The 17,762-nt window shown below is 69.1% G+C and carries 13 protein-coding genes; 8 read left to right on the top strand and 5 right to left on the bottom strand.

The features are described from left to right. Nucleotides 1-4: 4 nt before the first annotated feature. The 4 genes from C8K38_RS23920 (at nt 5) to C8K38_RS23905 (ending at nt 4,782) form a co-directional block, all read left to right on the top strand. Nucleotides 5-208: a cold-shock protein gene (locus C8K38_RS23920; protein WP_027502787.1), complete on the top strand. Its 204-nt coding sequence runs from the start codon at nt 5-7 to the stop codon at nt 206-208. Nucleotides 209-611: 403 nt separating this feature from the next. After that, nucleotides 612-1,124: a hypothetical protein gene (locus C8K38_RS23915; protein WP_257017779.1), complete on the top strand. Its 513-nt coding sequence runs from the start codon at nt 612-614 to the stop codon at nt 1,122-1,124. 161 nt (nt 1,125-1,285) lie between these two features. Next, the gene (locus C8K38_RS23910) at nt 1,286-3,019 is read left to right on the top strand and encodes an Ig-like domain-containing protein (RefSeq protein WP_097213856.1); all 1,734 of its coding nucleotides are present in this window, start codon (nt 1,286-1,288) and stop codon (nt 3,017-3,019) included. A gap of 35 nt (nt 3,020-3,054) precedes the next feature. After that, nucleotides 3,055-4,782 (top strand): Ig-like domain-containing protein, encoded by a 1,728-nt coding sequence (locus tag C8K38_RS23905; protein ID WP_097213855.1) that lies wholly within the window; start codon nt 3,055-3,057, stop codon nt 4,780-4,782. 379 nt (nt 4,783-5,161) lie between these two features. On the opposite strand, the gene C8K38_RS23900 is transcribed toward C8K38_RS23905, so the two are convergent. Next, nucleotides 5,162-6,187, bottom strand: coding sequence for a beta-ketoacyl-ACP synthase III (locus C8K38_RS23900; RefSeq protein WP_097213854.1), 1,026 nt, complete (start codon nt 6,185-6,187; stop codon nt 5,162-5,164). A 152-nt stretch (nt 6,188-6,339) separates the two neighbouring features. Then, nucleotides 6,340-7,323, bottom strand: a complete 984-nt coding sequence (locus C8K38_RS23895) for an isopenicillin N synthase family dioxygenase (RefSeq protein WP_097213853.1) — start codon at nt 7,321-7,323, stop codon at nt 6,340-6,342. Nucleotides 7,324-7,518: 195 nt separating this feature from the next. Here C8K38_RS23895 and C8K38_RS23890 point away from each other — a divergent pair, with 195 nt between their 5' ends. The 4 genes from C8K38_RS23890 to C8K38_RS23875 all read left to right on the top strand — a co-directional run bounded on the left by C8K38_RS23890 (nt 7,519) and on the right by C8K38_RS23875 (nt 12,604). Continuing rightward, nucleotides 7,519-8,580 (top strand): DUF4185 domain-containing protein, encoded by a 1,062-nt coding sequence (locus C8K38_RS23890; protein WP_179800693.1) that lies wholly within the window; start codon nt 7,519-7,521, stop codon nt 8,578-8,580. Nucleotides 8,581-8,615: 35 nt separating this feature from the next. Then, a complete protein-coding gene (locus tag C8K38_RS23885; protein ID WP_097213888.1) occupies nt 8,616-9,224 on the top strand; it encodes a methyltransferase domain-containing protein in 609 nt (202 codons plus the stop codon). Nucleotides 9,225-9,321: 97 nt separating this feature from the next. Continuing rightward, on the top strand, nt 9,322-11,157 hold the full coding sequence (locus C8K38_RS23880) for an acyl-CoA dehydrogenase (RefSeq protein ID WP_097213851.1): 1,836 nt from the start codon (nt 9,322-9,324) through the stop codon (nt 11,155-11,157). A 214-nt stretch (nt 11,158-11,371) separates the two neighbouring features. Further along, nucleotides 11,372-12,604: an oxygenase MpaB family protein gene (locus tag C8K38_RS23875; RefSeq protein WP_257017778.1), complete on the top strand. Its 1,233-nt coding sequence runs from the start codon at nt 11,372-11,374 to the stop codon at nt 12,602-12,604. A 7-nt stretch (nt 12,605-12,611) separates the two neighbouring features. On the opposite strand, the gene C8K38_RS23870 is transcribed toward C8K38_RS23875, so the two are convergent. From C8K38_RS23870 to C8K38_RS23860, 3 genes are all read right to left on the bottom strand, one after another. Next, the gene (locus C8K38_RS23870) at nt 12,612-14,735 is read right to left on the bottom strand and encodes a VanW family protein (protein WP_257017777.1); all 2,124 of its coding nucleotides are present in this window, start codon (nt 14,733-14,735) and stop codon (nt 12,612-12,614) included. A 577-nt stretch (nt 14,736-15,312) separates the two neighbouring features. Beyond that, a complete protein-coding gene (locus tag C8K38_RS23865) occupies nt 15,313-16,104 on the bottom strand; it encodes a glycoside hydrolase family 19 protein (protein WP_097213849.1) in 792 nt (263 codons plus the stop codon). A gap of 613 nt (nt 16,105-16,717) precedes the next feature. Next, nucleotides 16,718-17,713, bottom strand: a complete 996-nt coding sequence (locus tag C8K38_RS23860) for an aldo/keto reductase (protein WP_097213848.1) — start codon at nt 17,711-17,713, stop codon at nt 16,718-16,720. Between the last annotated feature and the right edge of the window lie 49 nt (nt 17,714-17,762).

Raw genomic sequence — 17,762 nt, 5'->3', positions numbered from 1 at the left:
TAACGTGGCACAGGGCACCGTGAAGTGGTTCAACGGCGAAAAGGGTTTCGGTTTCATCGAGCAGGACGGTGACGGACCCGACGTGTTCGTTCACTACTCCGAGATCCAGGGCAGCGGCTTCAAGTCCCTCGACGAGGGCCAGCGCGTGGAGTTCGAGATCGGCCAGGGCCAGAAGGGCCCCCAGGCCACCGGCGTTCGCACCGTCTAAAGCGACTTAGTCTCCGGGCGCGCGCCACACGGCGCGACCCGTCAGACCTTCCGAAGGGCGTCTCCGTTTACGGAGGCGCCCTTCGGCGCGTTCGCCCCAAGCGCGGGACTCGCCGTCCCCAGCGGCCCGCGCCTCCCTCCCGACGATGTCCTCGCTCGTCGACCCCGTGTGATCTCGGCCGCAAAATGGCGATTCAATGCCAGACTCGGGGCGCATAATCTATCATTTGAGGATTTTGGCGCTGATTGGCGCTACTTCTCGCCCGGTGCCACGGCGAACAAACCCGAGGATTGGAGCAGAGATGCGAATCTTGCGTGCGTTTGTAGGAGCGTTCGGTGGGGTGATCATCCTGGTTCTGGCGCTATCTCTTCACGCACCCGTGGCGACCGCTCAGACCGAGTGCATGAGAATGCCGTACTTCACGCCGTTCGGATATGCCAATTTCGATTTCCCCCCGCGAATCGTCGGGCTGCTGAACGACAACGAGATCGCGGTCGAGGGCATCACGCCGTTCCAGGCCAAGCCCGCGAAGACCGGTCTCTATCTGCCGATCGGCTCGCACACCAACCACATCGACGCGTGCATGGGCGTGTACTACCCCGGCGGGCCGAAGTTCGTCAGCAAGACCGGGAACTCTGTTGCGGCCGAGAACATCTGGCTGCGGATGGACGGCGCCTACGCGACCGTGAAGATCAACGGGGTCGCCCAGGGCGAGAGGATGGTCGCCACCTACAACGTGGGTGAGATGATGCCGACGGTCATGACGCCGCACGGTGGCGGGATCGGCCCCACCTACTGGCCGTTCCGCTTCTCCCCCTATTTCGCGCAGGTCTTCAACCAGACCGCCGGCGCCAACCTCGTCAGTGCGGGCGAACTGTTCGCCAACCTCGACGCCGTCGGGAAATTTGCGCCCTGATCTGACACGCAGACAGACCGCTCGTGAACAGGCCGAAATCCCCCGAACAGGAATCTTAAACAAGCGTTCAATCAATTCCCTCATTCTCGTAACCACACCGGCCCGGTTGTGCTCTACTCGGATCTTTGGTCTCACCCCCCTCTCCGAAAGACCGGGTCACCATGCCTCGCTCAACCCTGCGCCGCTCCGTGGCGCCCGTCGGCGTCCTCGCCCTGACCGCCGGGCTCGCCCTCATCGGCGGGCCCGCGCACGCCGGCACCGTCAACTTCCAGACCGCCTGCCAGGCCACGCCGTCGACCTCGCTCGCCGGTCCGCAACACCAGGTGGTGGCGGCGTCGGCCTCGGTGACCGCGCCCGCGAGCGTCGCTCCCGGCGACACGTTCACCTACCGGATCCAGCCCGGCCCCGGCTCCTATCCGGACTCCCAGTCGGGTGGCACCACCGCCGGACTGTCGCGGCTGAAGTTCGACTTCGAGATCCCCGCGAACTCGTCGTTCGTGAACGCCGTCGTGGCGGCAGGCACCGGTGCCAACCTCGGCGGGGTCGCCCCGAACGTGCTTCGGGTGAACACCTCCGGCACCGTCGACGCCGCAGGCCCGATCCTGCGTCTCTCCGGCAACAACCAGACCATCGGAAACGGCCCCTCGTCCAGTGGCAACAGCGAGGGCGGCATCACCGCCCCCAAGCTGAAGAAGAACCTCGACGGCACGAGCAATTCCGGCGGCAACAGCGTCTTCCAGCTGCCCGCCGTGGACGTCACTGTCGTCGCCGGGTCCGCAGGCACCATCACCCCGAAGCTGCGGGTGGGCGGGAACGCGGCCGCCTACAACAGCGACGAGAACTACAGCACCTCCCTGGCGAAGGCCAGCGCCCCGTTCGTCGGCACCGTGTGGGCGCCCACCCGCTGCGTGCCCAAGGACAGCAGCGGTGGAGCGCTCAACGCCGGCGGCGGACCGCTGGCCACCGTCAACGTCGTCGCGGCCGCCGTGACCACCGCCACGACCCTGACCGCGCCCGGCACCGCGACCACCGGCACCGCGATCGACCTCACCGCGGCCGTCGCGCCCGCCCCCAGCGGCGGCACCGTCCAGTTCAAGGACGGCGACACCAACATCGGCGCACCGGTCAACCTCACCGGCGGCAACGCCACCCGCAGCCACACCTTTGCCACCGCGGGCGCCCATGCCATCACCGCGGTCTACAGCGGCGCGACCGGCTTCACCGGTTCCACCTCCGCGGCCGCGACAGTCGACGTCCAGGGCCCGGCCCCCGTCGACGTCGCCACCGCCGTCACCCTGACCGTCCCCGCCACCGCGACCACGGGCTCCGCCGTCGGCCTGTCCGCGACGATCGCGCCCGCCCCGAGCGGGGGCACCGTCCAGTTCAAGGCCGACAACACCCCGATCGGCGCACCCGTCGAGGTCGTGGGCGGCGTCGCCACCCTTGCGCACACCTTCACCACCACCGGGCACCGCAACATCAGCGCGTCCTTCTCCGGCAGCGCCGGATTCCTGGGATCGAACTCCGCCTCGCAGACCATCGAGGTCAACGCCCCGGCGCCCACCGACGTGGCCACGGTGACCAAGGTGACCGCGCTGAGCACGGCCACCGTCAACACGGCGATCGACCTGTCCGCGACGGTCACCCCCTCCCCGGCGGGCGGCACCGTCCAGTTCATGGACGGCACCACCCCGATCGGCGGACCGGTGACCGTGGTGAACGGGACCGCGATCCTGGCGCACACCTTCACCTCGGCGGGCGAGCACGGCATCACCGCCGTCTACAGCGGTGCACCGGGCTTCGTGGCCTCCACGTCCGCGACCTTCGCGGTGACCGCCTCGGCCGCAGGAACCCCGGGTGGCAGCGGATCGGCCGGCAGCCTGTTCGGTTCCTGATCACCTTCCTCAGACCCACCCCCTCAGGAGTTGCTTTGACATCCCCCACCCTGCGCCGCGGCGCGGCGGCCCTCGCGGCCGCCGGATTGACCGCGGGCGCACTGCTATTGGCGGCCCCGGCCACCGCGGCGCCCACCACCACCGGCTTCGATGCCGCGTGCTGGGGCAAGTTCAAGAGCCTGCTGGACAACACCCACAAGTCCATCGGCACCGGCGTGACCGTCGAGGCCCCCGCCAGTGTCGTCACCGGCGATACCTTCACGTACCGGCTCCAGCCCGAGACGATGACGCTGGCGCGCAACGGCGAGAACCTCCGGATCCGCTCGAGCGTGTCCCGGATCAAGTTCGACTACGAGATCCCCGCGGGCGCCCAGTTCGTCTCCGCCACCGTGGTTCCCGGCACCGGGGTCAACCTGGCCGGATCGGCGCCGACGGTCACCCGGGTGGCCGAGAACGGTAGCCCCTCCGCCGCAGGCACGATCCTGCGCCTGTCCGGCAACAACGAGACCGTGGGCAACGGCCCGACCACCAACGACGGCGCCGAGGGCGGCATCGTCGTGAATGCGGCGGGCTCCGGCGACACCTCGTACCGGCTGCCTGCCATCGAGATCACGGCCGTGGCCGGTCCGGCCGGATCCGTGGTGACCCCGAAGATTCGCACCACCGGAGCGGCCGCGAACTACAAGGCCGACGAGAACTTCTTCACCTCGCTGGTCCGGGAGAAGGACCCGGTGTTCTCCGTGTCCTACTGGTCCGCCACCCGGTGCGTGCCGAAGAACGGCACCGACCCCGGCAGCGGCGTCCCGCTCAACGCGGGTGCGGGACCGCTGGCCACGATCAATGTCACCGCCCCACCGGACGCGACGACCACGACCGCGGTCGCCGCTCCCACGACCGCGAACACCGGTGCGGCCGTTGATCTCACGGCCACCGTCAGCCCCGCCCCCGCGGGCGGCACGGTCCAGTTCAAGGACGGCGCCGACAACATCGGCGGGCCGGTCACCCTCAGTGGCGCCACCGCCACGCTGAGCCACACCTTCGCGACCGCGGGCGCACACGCCATCACCGCGGTCTACAGCGGCGCTCCCGGGTTCGCGGGCTCGACCTCCGCGCCGCATTCGGTCGAGGTCGGCGTCGCCACCGTCGACACGACCACGGTGCTGACCACCCCGACCCACGCGAAGACCGGGGTGTCGGTCGGCCTGGCCGCGACCGTCGCACCCACACCGACCGGCGGCACGGTGCAGTTCCTCGACGGCGGTGCCCCGATCGGCGCACCGGTGACCGTCGCGGGCGGCGTGGCCACGCTGGCGCACACCTTCGACTCGGCGGGCAGCCACTCGATCACCGCGTCGTTCAGCGGTGCGCCCGGCTCGGCCCCCTCGACGGCGGCCGCGAAGACCGTCACGGTCTCCGTCCCGGCGCCGAACGAGGCGACCACCAGCACCACGCTGGACGCCCCGACCCCGGCCACCCAGAACCAGGCCGTGACGCTCACGGCCACCGTGGCACCGAGCGAGGCGGGTGGCACCGTGCAGTTCTACGACGGCGTCACCGCGATCGGCGTCGCGGTGCCGTTGTCCAACGGCACCGCGACGCTGTCCCACGCGTTCGGCGCCGTCGGCGCGCACGGCATCACCGCCGTCTACAGCGGCGCGGCCGGATTCCTGGGCTCCACGTCGGACGCGCACGTGGTCAACGTGACCGCGGTGGGCACCCCCGGCGGCGGTAGCGGCTCGGCAGACAGCATCTTCGGCTCCTGATCGAACCGCTCGCCCCACGGCGGGGGCGTCGCCTTCCGGTGACGCCCCCGCCGTTTCTCGTCCGGCGGGGCCTGTTCGTGGTGCCGCCGATGCGCCAGTCTGGAGAGGCCATCACCTCATTCGAGTAAGGACACGTGATGACTTCCGCAACCATCCGGGCGATGCAGGTCAGCGAGCCGCGCAGACCGGGGCGCGGGCCTGGATCGAGGAGGCTCCCCTCGCCGAGGACGGACAGGCCTTCGACCGGATGCTCACCGGCAAGGCCCGCTTCCGGATGGTCCTGACCACCGGCAACTGACAGGCGGACGCGAAGGGGCACCGCAAGCGCGAATTCGCGCGAGGATGCCCCCTCGGCCGGGCGCGGGGTGTCCCGCCCTTGTCAGCTCTCGGCCAGCACCGGCATCTTGACGACCTGGCCTGCGTAGGACAGGCCGGCGCCGAAGCCGAGCAGCAGCGCGGTCGCGCCGGCCTGAACCTGACCGGTGCGCAGCATCTTCTCCATGGCGAGCGGGATCGACGCCGCCGAGGTGTTGCCGGTCTCGATGATGTCGTCCGCGACCGGAACGCCCTCGGGCAGGTCGATCGACCGGACGATGACGTCGTTGATGCGCAGGTTCGCCTGGTGCGGCACGAACGCGTCGATCTGGTCGATCCGCACGCCTGCGCAGTCCAGAACCGTCTTGGCGATCTTGCCCATCTCGAATGCCGCCCACCGGAAGACGGCGGTGCCCTCCATGATGATCCAGGGGCGCTTCTGCTCCGGGTTCAGCGCGAAGCCGACCCAGTCCGGCTCCTGCCGGATCGAGCGGCCCTGCGCACCGTCGGAGCCCCACACCGTCGAGCTGATGCCGACCTCGTCGGAGACGCCGACGACCACAGCGCCCGCACCGTCACCGAAGATGGCCCGCACCGAGCGGTCGGTGGGCTCGGTCGAGTCCGTCATGCGGTCCACCCCGACCACCAGCACCTTGTTCGCGGTGCCCGCCCGGACCAGGTCCGAGGCCACCCCGAGCGCGTAGCAGAAGCCCGCGCACCCGGCGGCGACGTCGAAGGCAGAGGGGCCGCCTGCGCCCAGCATGTCGGCGAGGATCGCCGCGCCCTGCGGCGTCTGCATCGGGTAGGTCGACGTGGCCAGGATGACCACGTCGAGCTCGGCAGGCTCGACTCCCGCGGCCGCGAGCGCGGACCGGGCCGCCGACTCGGACATGTCCAGCACGGACTCCTCCGGGTAGGCCTTGGCGAACCGCCGCTCCTTGATCCCCGTGCGCGACTGGATCCACTCGTCGGTCGAGTCGATCGACTGGCAGATCTCCTCGTTCGTCACCACGCGCTCGGGTCGGTGCACCCCGAGCCCGAGCATGGCGGTATTGCGGATTTCGGTGGAGTTCGTGATCACTGCACCCATGGTCTATCTCCTCTTGTTCAAAGTTTCGCTTCGGGATGCTCGGGCGAAACCCACGAACTCTCCTCGCTCGACACCGTAGCGCCCAAAGAAACTGGACGGTGATCCAGCCCACAAGGGCGATGCGGTACGCAATCGCGTACCGGCGGCGCGGTTCAGCTGGTGTACCCCCAGCGGGCCGCCACGTCCGGGTGCGCGCGCACCCTGCTCTTCCACGCGTTCGCGCCGTAGGTGTCGAAGATGGGGTTTCCCGGGTCTGCGCTGACCCCGCGCGCCCGGCCGGCCAGCTCCGCGGGCAAGGTCAGCACCGGCACCACCGCGTCGAGCGCGGGGTTGAAGAAGTAGGGCACCGAGATCCGCTCGGGCGAACCCGGGGCCGAGAGCACCCGATGCCTGGTCGCCCTCAGGTATCCCGCGGTTGCCACCTCGAGCAGCTCGCCGATGTTCACGATGAACGCCCCCGGCAGCGGCGGGGCGTCGATCCAGTCACCGCCGCGCCCCTCCACCTGCAGCCCGCTCGACCCCGGCTCGACCAGCAGCAGGGTGAGCACACCCGAATCCTTGTGTGCGCCAACACCCTGGTCGCTCTCCCGTTCCGCCCCCTCGCCGACTCGATGGCCCGGATAGCGCACCACCTTGATCAGGGTCGCCGGGTCCGTCGCGAACGCGGGGTCGAACACGTCGGCACTCGCCCCGAGCGAGACCGCCCACTCCCGCAACAGTTCCAGGCCGAGCCGCGACAGTTCGGCGTCCCAGCGGATGATCGTCGCCCGTAGCTCGGGCAGCGCCCTCGGCCAGCGGTTCGGGCCCTGCAGGTTCCAGTACCCGACCGCGCCGGGGATCGCCGCGCGCTCGGGCCCGATGTCGATCTGCTCCCGCCAGTCGGTCCGTCCCTCGGTGAGCTCTCCACCGAGCCGCGTGTAGCCCCGGAAATGCGGACTGCCGAGCATCTCGATCGACATCTTCTCCTCGACCGGCAGCGCGAAGAACCTGTGGGCCACCCCGAGCACCTCGTCGATCAGAGCCCTCGGCACGCCGTGGTCGGTCAGGTAGAAGAAGCCGAGCTCGTGCGTCGCCCGGCGCAACGCCAGTCGCCCCCGCACACTGGTCAGTTCGCCGAAGTCGACCACCGGCAACATGAATCCAGGGTATCCCCGGTGAATCCCTGCAATACCGGCTAACCCTGATTAGGATCTACGTGGCGTGCGCGTTGCCGCTCACGCCACGGGAACTCGTGTTCCATGACCAAAAGTCACAATGGACGTCGATGGGGTGGTGTGATCGTGGGAGCTTCGAAGCGATTGGTGCAGGTCTCGGCAATCGGGGCGGCGGCGATGCTCCTGCTGGCCGGGCCTGCCGCGGCAGATCCGAACACCGTGAACCCGATCCCTGGCCTCAACGGGACCAACGGGCTGCCGGTGTTGAACGGCCGCTCCTCGGCCATCGCCCAGGCCACCGGCCTGCTCAGCCCCAATCGAACCCAGGATGCCAACGTCCTCGGCACCGACCTCGGCATCATGTGGGACAACGGAAACGGCGAGGTACTCACCGCGTTCGGCGATTCGGCCGGGCTCGGCATCCCGAACCTCATGAACGGAAGCCTCTGGTCGTGGCGGAGCAACACCCTCTTCCGCAGCGCCGATCGAAATCTCGCCGACGGCATGAGCTTTGACAGCTCGCCGCGCGACTTCCTCGGCCAGGCCAAGGAACTGATCCCCAGCCCGAAGATCCCGTTCGTCGAGATCAGCAGGATCCCGACCGCCGGTGTCGCGGTGGACGGCGTCCAGTACATGTCGCTGATGTCGGTCAAGAACTGGGGCGAGCCGGGCCAGTGGGACACCAACTACTCCGGGCTCGCGTTCTCCACGGACAACGGGGAGAACTGGACCGTCGCCCCCGAGACCAACCGTCCCGCCACCGCCGGTAACCGGAACTTCCAGATGAGCGCGTTCGTCAAGGACGGCGGCTTCGTCTACCAATACGGCACCCCGCCGGGCCGCGGCGGACTCGTGCACCTGGCCCGGGTGCCGGAGAAGCAGATCCGCGACCTCGGCGCCTACGAGTACTGGAACGGCCACGAATGGAAGAAGGGCGACCCGAACGCGGCCGCGCCCATCGTGTTCGGCGGTGTCGCCGAGCTGTCGGTGCAGTACAACCAGTTCCTCGGCCAGTACCTGATGCTCACCACCGACAACTTCAACTCCGTGGTGATGCGCCGCTCGCCGTCACCCACCGGCCCCTGGGGCCCGCCGGAGGTGCTGCTCGAGGCCCGTGAGCTGCCGACCGCCTACGGCGCGTACATCCATCCCTGGTCCACCGGGCCCGATCTGTACTTCCTCACCACCGTGCACTCCAACTACAACGTCCTGTTGATGCGCACCACCCTCAATCGGTGAACGCCGGCCGGCAGCGCACGGCTAGCGTCACCGCGATGGACGCACAGGACTGGAACGAGAAGTACGCGGGCACCGAACTGGTCTGGGGCGCGCCCGCCAACGCCGTGGTCATGGAGTTCGCGACCTCCCTGCCGGCGGGACGGGCCCTGGATCTCGCCTGCGGCGAGGGCCGAAATGCGTTGTGGCTGGCCACTCGTGGCTGGCAGGTCACCGCGGTGGACTTCTCCTCGGTGGCACTCGAGAAGGGGGCAAGGGCCGCCGCGCCACTGCCCCGGTCAGTGCGCGAACGACTCGAGTGGCTGCACGCCGATGTGACGAAGATCGAATTCCGGCAGGAGTATGACCTGGTTCTCGTCGTTTACCTGCATCTTTCGCCGAAAGAGCGGCCAGAACTGCTGCGCAGGGCCGCGGCCGCACTCCGGCCAGGCGGCACGCTGCTGGTCCTCGGGCACGACGCCACCAATATCGCCGATGGCGTTGGCGGGCCACAGGACATCGAGATCCTATACACCCCAACGGAGCTGGTCGACGAGCTGGGCGACGCGGTGGACCCCACAGTCGCGGAACGGCGGCACCGGCACACCGAGACCGGCACCGCGATCGATGCGCTGGTCGTGGGAAGGCGCCCCTATCTTGGCAGCTAACTGAATGCCGAGTAATATCGGCTAAGTTACCGACGAGTAGCTACTTGGGCGGTACTTGACACAGCATGACCGCACCGTCTCACCGGGAGAAAAAGACATGGGCCATTACAAGAGCAACGTCCGTGACCTGGAGTTCAACCTCTTCGAGGTACTCGGTCTCGAGAAGCCGCTGAGCGAGGGCGCCTGGGGCGACCTGGACGCGGACACGATCCGCACCATGCTCAGCGAGGTCGCCAAGCTGGCCGAGGGCCCGCTCGGCGAGGCGTTCGCCGACGCGGACCGCAACCCGCCCGTCTTCGATCCCGAGACCCACACACTCGCGCTGCCCGAGTCGTTCAAGACCTCGTTCAAGGCCATGTGGGACGGCGAGTGGTACCGGATGGGCCTGCAGGAGGAGATCGGCGGCGTCGCCGCTCCCCGCGCCCTGGTCTGGTCCATCGCCGAGATGCTGCTCGGCGCGCAGCCTGCCGCCTTCATGTACGCCGCGGGCCCGTCGTTCGCGGGCGTGCTGTTCGAGAACGGCACCGAAGAGCAGAAGAAGTGGGCCGAGACCTGCGTCGAGCGCGGCTGGGGCGCCACCATGGTGCTGACCGAGCCGGACGCGGGCTCGGACGTCGGCGCCGGCCGCACCAAGGCCGTCAAGCAGGACGACGGCAGCTGGCACATCGAGGGCGTCAAGCGGTTCATCACCTCGGCGGTCTCCGACGATCTGTTCGAGAACATCTTCCACCTGGTGCTGGCCCGCCCCGAGGGCGCCGGACCGGGCACCAAGGGTCTGAGCCTGTTCTTCGTGCCGAACACCCACTTCGACTTCGAGAAGAACGAGCTGGGCGAGCGCAACGGCGTCTTCGTCACCGGTGTCGAGCACAAGATGGGCCTCAAGGCCTCCGCGACCTGTGAGCTCACCTTCGGCGGCCACGGCATCCCCGCCAAGGGCTGGCTGGTCGGCGAGGTCCACAACGGCATCGCCCAGATGTTCGACGTCATCGAGCACGCCCGCATGATGGTCGGCACCAAGGCCATCTCCACCCTGTCGACCGGCTACCTCAACGCGCTGGCGTACGCCAAGGAGCGCGTGCAGGGTGCCGACCTGACCCAGATGACCGACAAGGCCGCGCCACGCGTGACCATCACCCACCACCCGGACGTCCGCCGGGCGCTGGCGATGCAGAAGTCGTACGCGGAGGGCCTGCGCTCGGTGTACCTCTACACCGCCGCGCACCAGGACGAGGTGCTGGCGCAGCTGGTCTCCGGCGCCGACAAGGACCTCGCGTTCCGCGTCAACGACCTGCTGCTCCCGATCGTCAAGGGCGTCGGCTCCGAGCGGGCCTACCAGTACCTGACGGAGAGCCTGCAGACCCTCGGCGGCTCGGGCTTCCTGCAGGACTACCCGATCGAGCAGTACATCCGCGACGCGAAGATCGACTCGCTGTACGAGGGCACCACCGCGATCCAGGCGCAGGACTTCTTCTTCCGGAAGATCGCCCGCGACCGTGGCGTCGCCCTGGCCCACGTGGCGGGCGAGGTCAAGAAGTTCATCGAGCGCGAGGATGCCGACAACCGCCTCAAGTCGGAGCGTGCCCTGCTCGCCACCGCGCTCGAGGACGTCCAGACGATGGCCGCGACCCTGACCGGCTTCCTGATGGGCGCCCAGGAGCAGACCACCGAGCTGTACAAGGTCGGCCTCGGTTCCGTGCGCTTCCTGATGTCGGTCGGCGACCTGCTCATCGGCTGGCGTCTGCTGGAGCAGGCCGAGATCGCCATCAAGGCGCTCGACGCCGGTGCCGCCGACAAGGACAAGTCGTTCTACGAGGGCAAGGTCGCGACCGCGTCCTTCTTCGCGAAGAACGTGCTGCCCGAGCTGACCGCGAACCGCGCCATCATCGCGAACACCGACAACGACATCATGGAGCTCGACGAGGCCGCGTTCTAAACGGCACGAGCTCGGCCGCGCAAACGGGCCCGATCCGGATCAACGGCGATGCCGCACACCGACACGGTGTGCGGCATCGCCGTTTCCGTGCCGGATGGGCCGCAGGCGCCGGGCCGTGACCAGGTATTGACAACATGCGTTGTCATACTGCATGTTGGCCATGGGCCGGTACGCAGATCCGCGGGCACCGGATCCCCCGAGCGAAGGGCACACCGTGACCAAGAGCCTGTCGGATACCACCGGAGCACGGGCGCCGCAGCGGTTCATGCGGGATCCGATCGCCGCGCGCCGAGTCGCGGCGCCCCTGCGCCTGCTCGTCGGCGCGGCGCCGGACCCCACCGACGACGAACGCGACCGGCTCGGCCGGGCACTGATGGAACGCGACGAACCGGCCGACGCCCTGGTCCGGGCGATCCGCGAGGACCACATCGTGACGATGCCGATGTTCCGCCAGGCCCTCGAACACGGCATCGACTCGATCCCCGATCCGCCGGACCCGCTGCGGGACTTCTTCGAGACGCTGGCCCGGACCCCCGACTGGGTGGACGAGGCGAAGTTGACGCACGGCGCACGGGTGCTGCGCCGGGTGGGCCTCGATGCCTCCCTTGTCCTCGGTTACGGCTCACTTCTTGGCGGCTACAACAACTCCGGGCCGCTGCCGCTGTTGATGGCATCGGGCAAACTCACCGGCGAGCAGACGCTGCGCCGGGTATCCGAGACCAGCGTGTGGTGGCGCGCGGTCACCGCGCCGGACGGACTCGAGCGCTTCGGCGAGGGCTGGAAACTCACGGTGCACGTGCGGGCGATGCACGCGTTCCTCAACTACCATCACGAGCACGACCCCGCCTGGCGCAGCGACGTGCGCGGGCTGCCGATCAACCAGTTCGACCAGGCGGGCACCCTCGGACTGTTCTCGACCACCTTCCTGATCCACACCCGGGTTCTCGGCCTGCGCTACACAAAGGCGGACGCCGACGCCGCGATGCACCTGTGGTGTTACGTCGGCTGGCTGATGGGCGTGGACGAGCACTGGCTGCCGTTCACCGAGGCAGGCGGCCGCCGGATGATCTACCACATCGGGACCGCGTCACCGGCGGCAGACGCGAACAGCCTCGCTCTTGCCAAGTCGCTGATCGAATCGCCGAAGCTGATCCACCACAAGAACTTCCAGCGAGTCCGCCGCACCTACGACTACGAGCGCGGGCTGAGCCTGGCCACCACGCTGCTCGGCCCCGCGGGAGTGCGTGCGCTCCGGGTGCCGATGCGGCCGCCCTGGTACCCGGTGTGGCGGGCCGCTGCGAACACCGTCAAGCATCGCGTCATCGCCCGACTGCCCGGCGGGCAACGCTGGGTCGACGCCCGCGCGGAACGACAGCTGGACGACGCCCACCGCCGCCTGCTCGGCGGCGAGCGACCCCCGATCGGGCAGATCACCCACTCGGACTGAGCGGCCGCTACTCACATTTGACGATGGGCACCGGGTCGTACTTGACCGTGCGGGTGTCGCGCGAGATCTCCTGCCCGGTGGCGTGATCGGTGATCACCCTGGTGTCACTGGTGGTGAAGCCCTTCGCGCCGCTGGAGGCGATGCAGCCCGGCCCCTTGGGCAGGGTCACGGTGTTCGGGTCGGTTGGCGCGTACCGCTCCCCCGGGATGGACTCCACGTCCACCGTCTTGGTGCCCCAGAGCCGCACCGTCACATCGGATCCGGTGCCGACGGCCTGGATCAGCACACCGGTCGGCGAGTCATTCTTGAACTTCAGGTCGATCGCACCCTCGAACACGGTCGCCTCCCTGGCCGCGGGGTAGCGGGAGATGTAGTAGCTGTGCTCGGTGTGGCCCGCGTCTTCCATGCCCGCGAAGTAGGCGGCGTTGTAGAGCGTGGTGGCGAGCTGGCTGATGCCACCGCCGACCGCCTTCGCCGGCCGGCCGTTGTTGATCACCCCGGACTCGACGTAGCCCTCTGCCGATCCACGCGGACCGGTGTGTCCGTTGAGCGAGAACGTCTCCCCCGGCTTGACGACGGCGCCGTTGATCTCGCTGGCCGCCAGACGGATGTTGACCCCCGAGGCCGCCTCGAAACCGCCGCTGGTGAACTCGCCGATGACCTGCCGGATGCCGAGCTTGTCCGCGGCGGCCGTGGTCAACGCGGGCTGCTTCTGCTCGTAGACCGCGGCCGTGCTGCGCGGTCCCGTCTGCGCCAGCAGCGTGGGCAGCTGCTCGAGGGTCTTGCGCCACTCGATCATGTCGCCGGTCACCGCGGGCACCACCGTTGGCGCGCCGCTGGACAGGCTGAACGTCGCGTCCTTGGGCTGGACCTCGGTGCCTGCGAGTTGCGGCGCGAGCACACCGATCGCCGCGTCGACGTTGTACTGCGGGGTGAGTCCACCGTTCCCGTCGGGCGCAAAGGTGAGAACACCGCCGACCTGGTCCCGGCGCAGCACCGCGGACTTGTTGTCCCGGCCGGTCACCACGAGATCCGTCGCCACGGCCGGGACCGCGACCTCGCTCATCGCCCGATCCACGCCGTCCTGCCCCACCGAGACGGGCACCACGCTCACGGGCAGGTCCACGCTCTCCCCGTTCGCCCAGTTCTCGGCGAAGGCGGTCTCCGCGGCCTGTCCGTCGAGATTCTGGCCCTGTCGGGGCGTGACGGCGATCGGCGTCGCGCCCTCGAACACGACGTTGCCCTCGAGCGGTGCGCGGTCGGTCTGCAGCCGGATCCCGTCGATCGCCTCGGTCAGCTTCACCGGGTCCGTGGTGGTGACGACGCCGATCTCGCGCTCGGAGAACAGTGACGTCAGCCGTGTGACGGGGTTCAGCGGCTGGGAGCCGGCCCGGTCGAGCGTGGCCGACCAATCGACGGCGAGGCCCGCCTCGCTCGGCACGATCTCGGTCTGCACCTCCCCGGCCTGCACCGGGACCGGCTGGTCGGCCCTCGGCCCGATCTGTGCGCGCAGCTTCGCCTCCGCGTCGGCGGTGCTCAATCCACCGACGTCGACACCGGCCACCGTGACGCCCCGCGGGACCGAATCGCCGGACAGGACGTAGTCCGCCCCGTATGCGACGAGCCCGACCGCGGCCAGCGCCGCGGCGCCGATCGCGATCTTGGCGAGCGGGGATCGGCCCGGCGACCCGGGCTGCGACGACCCGGGGCCGTCCTGCGGGCCATTCGGCGGACCGACCGGCGGGACGGGCGGAGGTCCGGGCGCGGCGGGTTCCTGCCGCGGTTCGGCGGGCGGGCCGGACTGATGCGCGGCGCCCTCCCCTGCCATGAGCACGGTGTCGGGGTCGACCGGATCCGACGGTCCGGCGGCCGCGCCGGCTCCCGGCACATCGCTGTAGGCCTGCACCGGCGCATGGAAGGCCTCCGACGGCGCATCCGCCTGCTGATCGGGGCGCACGACGGGGATGATCATCGTCGCGGCTTCGTCCGGCCCGGCGTCGTCACCCTGGTCTGGCTGCGGCTGCTCCTGGCGCTCGATCCGCGCGGTCGGGGCCTCGGCTTCCTGTCCCGGGTCGAGGACGATGCGAACCGTCTTGGCGCCGTCGGCGTCGCCGACGGAATGGCCGGGCACCTTCCCGCCATCTTCGGTCGGGGGTGCGACATGCCCGTTCGCATGCCTACCGCTCCCGCCGTTACCGTCCGTCACCCTGGCCCCTCCTACCGAATTGCCGCTGGGCCAACCGCCTGTTTTCCGAGGTCCAGCGTAACGCGACGCTGATGGGGCTGCAGATTCGTCGCGTCGCCGGACCGGGGAACCGTCGGATTCCATCTCTGGTCACCGTCGGACCACGAGACGGCGTCATCACGAATGACTCAGCCCCTCGGTAACTTTGGCGAAAAATGTTGGTCGGGCGTCCAGTCAGGCGGACGCCAACACGCGGATATGGGTAGTCCCGCATTGCAACCGGGTCGGGGGTCAGGCTGCAACGCGGGACTACACGGGTATCGACCGGCGTCGAGATCCCGTTACACACCGAGATCAGAACCCTTCTCGGCCGTCCCAAGATTCGGGATGAAGCCACGCCACCTGCACAAATACCTGCACACTCGGCCATCCGCCGCGCAGAAGCCTGTCGCACCACGGCCGGATCCCTTCTCCGCGAGCACCTTTGCCGACGAGACCACACGGAACGACCGGACGGTGAGCGCTAAGGGCGGATGAGCACGTCCAGACCACGCTGGAAGTCCGCCACCCGCCGCTCGAGAGCGTGGTGACCACCGTTGACGAGCTCGGACACCCGGACGATTCCCGCGGAATCGGCAACCTGGTTGAGGTCCCTCGACTGCCAGTACCAGACCGCGGTGGTGAACGCGTTCTCCGGCGCCTCGACGAGCTCGGGGTGCGCGACGAAGTCGATGCCCGTGAACTGGCTCAGGCTCTCGTAGTTGTGGCGGCCGGTGATCTGGATGGCGCCGCGGCCCTTGTAACGCTCACCGTCGCCCGCCTGGGTGTTTCCGAGGTCGGCCCGACCCTCGTACGCCCCGCCCGATGCGTACTCCTCGAAGGTCCGGAACGAGTCGGATTCGACGGCGAGCTGCGCGATGAACGCCGCCTGGCGGACGGGGTTGTCGATTCCGCCGCGCTCCATCGCCGCGTTCAGGGGAGCGACATACTCCGCAATCTTCTCCGCCGGCATGCCGGGCACGATGCGTCCCAGCTCGTCGGGGGTGACGCCCGCAGGCGCCGGGGCAGGCGGCTGGGGCGCGGGCTCGGCCGCGGCAGCCGGCTCGGCGGGAGCCGGATCCGCGGGAGCCGGCTTGGCTGCACGAAGCGTCTCGACCCGAGGGGGCGCGGAGGCGTCGAGGGGACCGTAGAACCCGGCGGGCACTGCGGTGGCGGCGTTGGCGACACCACCGGGTCCGATGACTGCGGCTCCGGTGGCGATCAGGGTGGCTGCGGCGAGGGCGACACCGAAATGGCGCGAGCGTGAAACGTTCAAGGGTCGGGCTCCAAGATTCGACCGAATGTCGATCCGGCCTCCGAACGGTGCCGCGGGCGCTTGGACAAGGACGTCATCATCCTGTCAAGTCACCGTCAAGCAGCAATTAGGTCACAACCAGGTAACGTCGCAGGTGACCCAGATTTCAACCAATTGCGACGAGCGTCACAAACAGTGCTTTGGCGTGTCGGGTTGACATTTGATGCCGATCGGAGTTGGGCGACCCGCTCGGCGCGGCAGTCCTCCTCCACGGCCACCACGGCAGGATTCGCCCAGGAATGGACGGGCCGACGCGCGGCCGGCTTCCCAATGTCGGGGTACTCCAATGAGATTCATCCGCCGCATCGCAATGAACCGGCACGGCAGGGCCGGGTCGGTGTCGCGATCGACGACGGCGTTCCCGAGCGGTCCCGTGACCTGCAGGCATCGCCCTCGCGACCCCGCAAGCAAAACAGGGCGGTCGGTTGGTGTCCTACACAACACCCGTAACCGGGCCTGGTCGAACCTCGGTTGGACACAGAACGGCGTCCGCGAGCCCTGTCCGTGACATATCCGAGACCGGACTCCGGACGGGCGGCTCCCGTCGTCGAGCGGGCTCCCTCGCGGGGTGGTCCTACTCCCGGCCGGAGGACACCCAGGCCGGATCAGCCGACCGCGCCCCGACCGTGATCGCGGCCAGCTCGTCGAGCCGGGAGATGAGGTCGGCGGGCAGCTCGAGCGCCACCGCCTCCGCGTTCTCGGTGACCCGCGCGGCGAAACGCGTCCCCGGGATCGGCACCACCGGCAACGAGAACTCGCGCCCCTTGGCGTACAGCCAGGCCAGCGCGACCTGGGCCGCCGTCGCATCGGACTCGCGGGCGACCGCTTCGATCACCTCGAGCACCTTCGCGTTGCCGGGCAGCGCCTCGGCGTCGAAGCGGGGGAACCGCAGGCGCAGGTCGGACTCGCCGAGCGCGGCCGGGTCGTAGGTGCCGGTGAGAAAACCCCGACCGACCGGCGAATACGGCACGAAACCGACGCCGAGCTCGGCGGCGGTGGGGACGACGCTGCGCTCGACGTCGCGGCTCCACACGCTCCACTCGCTCTGGATCGCGGCGATCGGGTGGACCGCGTGGGCCCGGCGCAGCTCGTCGCCGGTGGCCTCGGAAAGCCCGAGGTGTCGCACCTTCCCCGCGGTCACCAGCTCGGCCATCGCGCCGACCGTCTCCTCGATCGGGACATTCGGATCGACCCGGTGCAGGTAGTAGAGGTCGACGCTGTCGACGCCGAGGCGGCTCACCGACGCCTCCAGAAAGCCCGCGACATGCTCGGGTCGGCCGTCTATGCCCCGCTGTCCCGCGGCGATGTTGCCGACGAGACCGAACTTGGTGGCCAACTGCACCTCGCCGCGCCGGGTGCGCAGCACCTCGCCGACGGCCTTCTCACTGTCGCCGTTCCCGTACACGTTGGCCGTATCGAGGAAGGTGACGCCGATGTCGATCGAGTGGTGCAGGGTGGCGAGGGCCTCGGCCGGGTCGACCGGTCCGTAGACGGGGGCCACCGACATGGCCCCGTACCCCAGGGCACTGACGTCGAGTCCTTCGGCGAGCGCAACGGTGCGAACAGTCATGGCTCGTATCCTCACGCACCACAAAGACAAACGCACGGTCTGGGATCAA

It is taken from the genome of Rhodococcus sp. OK611 (assembly GCF_003050885.1).
GTDB lineage: Bacteria > Actinomycetota > Actinomycetes > Mycobacteriales > Mycobacteriaceae > Rhodococcus_G > Rhodococcus_G oryzae.
The sequence above is the reverse complement of the archived record's forward strand: the minus strand, read 5'-3'. Positions and strand labels throughout refer to the sequence as shown.